Source organism: Mesorhizobium sp. M2A.F.Ca.ET.039.01.1.1 (assembly GCF_003998035.1).
In the GTDB taxonomy this organism is placed as follows: Bacteria; Pseudomonadota; Alphaproteobacteria; order Rhizobiales; family Rhizobiaceae; genus Mesorhizobium.
In genome coordinates this window covers 1-4756 of the sequence record NZ_RZRY01000502.1, presented here as the reverse complement: position 1 = coordinate 4756, position 4756 = coordinate 1, and the positions used below count along the sequence as shown (strand labels likewise).

Annotated in this window: 3 protein-coding genes and 1 pseudogene; all 4 read right to left on the bottom strand. The window is 65.2% G+C overall.

Annotated elements, in window-relative coordinates:
- Positions 1 to 2239: diguanylate cyclase (locus tag EOA24_RS27845; RefSeq protein WP_127410282.1), on the bottom strand; the 2239-nt coding region annotated here is incomplete at its 3' end.
- A 2-nt stretch (positions 2240 to 2241) separates the two neighbouring features.
- A complete protein-coding gene (locus EOA24_RS27840; RefSeq protein WP_042641788.1) occupies positions 2242 to 2838 on the bottom strand; it encodes a GNAT family protein in 597 nt (198 codons plus the stop codon).
- Between the two features lie 15 nt (positions 2839 to 2853).
- On the bottom strand, positions 2854 to 4146 hold the full coding sequence (locus EOA24_RS27835) for a pitrilysin family protein (RefSeq protein ID WP_126062200.1): 1293 nt from the start codon (positions 4144 to 4146) through the stop codon (positions 2854 to 2856).
- Positions 4147 to 4160: 14 nt separating this feature from the next.
- Positions 4161 to 4756 (bottom strand): annotated as a pseudogene (locus EOA24_RS27830) (threonine synthase); the annotation flags it as partial.

The following is a 4756-nucleotide window of genomic DNA, read 5'->3' as shown; positions in this document are numbered from 1 at the left end:
GGTGGTCCCACCGCAGCAGCGCCTCAAAGCCGGCGACGCTGCCGTCCTCCAGCCGCACGATCGGCTGGTAGGCAAGCGTGAACTCGCGCCGCTCGATGGCGCGGCGAAGGTCGGATTCGAACTGCAGGCGATCGGTGCCGACGGTGCGGAAGGCAGGCCGGAACGGCTCGATCCTGTCGCCGCCGAAACGCTTGGCCTGGTGCATGGCAAGCTCGGCGTCCTTGACCATGTCCTCGGCGGAAGTCTGCGCCGTCGTCCAGGTGATCAGGCCGATCGAGGCGGTGAGCACGATCTCGCGCTTGGCGAAGGTGATCGGGTTGTTGATCGCGTGCTTGATGGCGTCGGCCATGGCCGCGATGCGGGCAGGGTCCTGCTCGGAAAGCAGCATCAGCGCGAACTGGTCACCGGCAAAGCGCGACAGCGAATCCTTCGGCTTCAACAGCCGGTGCAGCCGGCGCGCGACGGTGAGCAGAATGGTGTCGCCGGCGGAAATGCCAAGGCCGTCATTGACCTGCTTGAAGCGGTCGATGTCGATGATGAAGACCGTCGGGCGCACCTTGTCCTCGGTGCGGGCGATCGAGATGATCGCCTCCAGCCGGTTCATGAACAATTCGCGGTTCGGCAGGCCGGTGAGGTTGTCGTGCACGGCGTCGTGCAGCAGCCTTTCCTCGGATTTCTTCTGCTCGGTGACGTCGACCATGGTGCCGACGCAGCGGATCACTTCGCCGTCGGAGCCGATCACCGGGCGCGCGCGCAGCGAGAACCAGTGGTAGTGGCCGTCGGCGCCGCGCAGGCGGAAATTCTGCGCCACCTTGCCGCGGCGGTGCTCCAGCACCACGTCGAGCGTGGTGCGGAATGTGTCGCGGTCGTCGGCGTGCAGCACCGGCAGCCAGTTGCGGGCGGCACCCCCAAGGCTGTTCGGCGCTAGGCCGAGCTGCAGGCTGATGTCCGGCTTGGTCACCACGCGGTCGCGCAGCACGTCCCAGTCCCAGACGATGTCGCCCGAGCCGGCCACCGCCAACGCCTGGCGTTCGAGATCGGAGAACAGGCCCTGGTGCAGCGCGCCGCCGGCAAAGGCGTGCTGCATGACGGTGAAGCCGATCAAAAGGATGATCAGGATCAGCCCGCCGCCCAGCGCCGGCTGAGCGATGTCGTTGTCCAGCATGCCGGTGGTGGCCATCCACGACCCGCATAGCCAGAGCAGCACCATCACCCAGCTCGGCACAAGCATGATCGCTCGGTCGTAGCCGCGGATGCCGAGGAAGATGATCAGGCCAATGCCGGTGAGCGCGGTGGCGGCGAAGGAGATGCGGGCGATGCCGGCGGCGACCGCGGGATCGACGATGGCGACGCCCGCGATCAAGAGCAGCCCAAGGATCCAGACCAGCGCTCCGTAACTGAAATGGCCGTGCCACCGGTTGAGGTTGAGATAGGCGAACAGGAACACCACGAAGGTTCCGGCAAGCGCCACCTCCGTGCCGGCTCGCCATATCTGCTCGTTGCCGGGCGATATTTCGATGATCTTGTTGAGGAAGCCGAAGTCGACGCAGATATAGGCCAGCACCGCCCAGGCGAGCGCTGCCGTTGCCGGAAACATCGAGGTTCCTTTAACCACGAACAGGATGGTCAGGAACAGCGCCAGAAGGCCTGAGATGCCGATGACGATGCCGCGGAACAGCGTGTAGGAATTGACCGAGTCCTTGTAGGAATCCGGCTCCCAGAGATAGACCTGCGGCAGTTTCGGCGAGGCGAGCTCGGCGATGAAGGTCACCACCGTTCCAGGGTTCAGCGTCACGCGGAACACGTCGGCGTCGGGGCTTGTCTGGCGGTCGAGCGCGAAGCCCTCGCTGGGCGTGATCGCGGCGATGCGCGTCGAGCCGAGGTCGGGCCAGAAGATGCCGGAGTTCACCAGGCGGAAATGCGGCGCGACGATCAGCCGGTCGAGCTGCTGGTCGGTGGTGTTGGCCAGCGCGAAGACGGCCCAGTCGCCGCTGGAGCGCGCGTCATTGGCCTCCACCTCGATGCGCCGCACGATGCCGTCAGGGCCTGGCGCGGTCGAGACCTGGAAGTTCTCGCCCTGGTTTCGGTAGATTTGCACGGCGCCGGAAAGGTCGAGCGCCTTGTCGTCGCGCGCAATCTTGATGGGCTCGACGGCGAAAGCCGGCATGGCCGCAAAAAACGTGACGACGACCGCCAGGATAAGGGCGAACAGCGACGCTAATCGCGAAAAATTCGTCACATTCAGCCCTTCGTTCCATCACCCGGCGGATCGTCCGCGATCCGGGCGTAGAGGTAGTGATCCTGCCAGATGCCGTTGATCCTGAGATAGGATCGGAGAAGTCCTTCGCGCCGGAATCCGGCTTTTTCAAGCACGCGGATCGACCGGGCGTTTTCGGGAATACAGGCAGCCTCGATCCGGTGCAACCTCAGCGTATCGAAGGCGAAGCGCGACACCAGCTTGACCGCCTCGGTCATCAGGCCGCGGCTGCCGAAGCGTTCGCCGATCCAGTAGCCGATATGGCCGCTCTGCGCGACGCCGTGGCGGATGTTGCCGAGCGTGATGCCGCCGGCAAGCTTGCCGCTCGATTTCTCGAAGATGAAGAAAGCGATGGCCGTGCCCTGCGCGTAATCCTCGCGGTACCGGCTGATGCGCAGCCGCCAGGCGGTGCGGTCGAGCTCGTCCGGCTGCCAGCGCGGCTCCCAGGGCTCGAGGAAGGCGCGGCTTTCGCCGCGCACCGTCGACCATTCGCGATAGTCATTGGTCAGCGGCACGCGCAGCGTGACCTTTTCGCCCTTCAGTGCCGGCAGGTCGCGGCGAAAGAAAGGGAGCGCGAACACGGCTCTGGAACGGAGCTAGACGGCGAGCCTGCGGGCCGTCGTCTGCGGACCCGCAAGCGATTCGAGGATCGCCTCGTAGGGCGCAAGCGTGCCCACGGGGCCGACCGCAGTCAGCGTCGGCTTGGTCGAGAACAGCCGCGAGGAGAGGTCGGTCAGCCGCTCGACGGTCAGCGCCGAAAGCCGCTCCATCAATTCCTCCTTGGCGATCGGCCGGCCGAACAGGAGCATCTGCCTGGCGATCTGAGATGCGCGGCTGGCCGGGCTTTCGGCCGACATGATGAGGCCGGCGCGATATTGCGCGCGCGCCCGGTCGAGCTCTTCCTGCTGGATGCTCTGGCCGGCCTTCTGCAATTCGTCGATGATCACCGGCACCAGCTTGGCGATGTCGCTCTGCCCGGTGGCGGCGTGCACGCCGAAGATGCCGGTGTCGGAAAAACCCCAGTGGAAGGCATAGACCGAGTAGCAGAGGCCGCGCTTCTCGCGCACTTCCTGGAACAGCCTGGACGACATGCCACCGCCCAGGATCATCGACAGCACCTGCGAGGCGTAGAAGTCGCGCACATGATAGGCGCGGCCCTCGAAGCCGAGCACGATCTGCGCATCCATCAGGTCGCGGTCCTCGCGGAAGTCGCCGCCGACATATTGCGCGTATTGCGGGATATTGCCCGCCGCCTTGGCGCGGAAGCCGCCGAGCTTCTTCTCCACCTCACGCACGAAATTGTCGTGCTTGATGTCGCCGGCCGCCACGAGGACCATGCGCTCGGCATCGTATTGCCGCTCGATGAAGTCGTGCAACTGTCCGGAAGTGAAGGACTTGACCGTCTCCGGCGTGCCCAGGATCGAGCGGCCGATGGTCTGATGCCGGAAGGCGGTTTCGGTGAAACGGTCGAAGACGATGTCGTCGGGCGTGTCGTGGGCGGCGCCGATCTCCTGCAGGATCACATGCTGCTCGCGCTCCAGCTCGTCGGGATCGAATTCGGATTCCTGCAGGATGTCGGCCAAGATGTCGACCGCCAGCGGCACGTCGTCGGAAAGCACCCTGGCATAATAGGAGGTCGTCTCGACGCTGGTGGCGGCGTTGATCTCGCCGCCGACATTCTCGATTTCCGAGGCGATCTGGAAAGCGCTGCGGCGCTTCGTACCCTTGAACGCCATGTGCTCGAGCAGATGGGCCATGCCATGCTCTTCGTCGCGCTCGTTGCGGGCGCCGGACTTCACCCAGGCCCCTAGGGCAACCGATTCGATGCTTGGAAGGGTTTCGGTGGCGACTGTCAGGCCGTTCGACAGACGGCTTACCTCAACACCCATATGGCAAGTACTCCCTAACGCGCCGCCCGCGAGTGGCGGTTCACGTAATCTTCCACCATTTTCAAGTCGGATGGAAGTATCGTGTATTTTTCGTCGGCTGTCATCAAGCCGCCTAGCCATGCGGGCAGGGCAGGGGTGACGCCGCTCGCTGCCTCGACCGCGGCCGGGAATTTCGCCGGATGCGCGGTGCCGAGCACCACCATGGGCACCGGACCGGAAGCGTGGGACGCGGCGACATGAACGGCGGCGGCCGTGTGCGGATCGAGCAGGTAGTTGCTTTTCTCGAGCGTCGCGCGGATGGTGGCCGCGACCTCGTCCACCGTGGCGCGACCGGCGTCGAACTCGGCGCGGATGCGCTCAAGTTCGCCTTCCTCAATGGTGAAGGCGCCGGACTGCTTCAGCCCGTTCATGTAGCGGCGCACCGTTTCGGCGTCGCGGCCAGCCGCCTCGAAAAGCAGGCGCTCGAAATTCGACGACACCTGGATGTCCATCGACGGCGAGGTCGTGGCGAACACGCCCCTGGTCCGGTATTCGCCGCTCGCCAGCGTGCGCGCCAGGATGTCGTTGTCGTTGGTGGCGATGATCAGCCGCTCGATCGGCAGGCCCATGC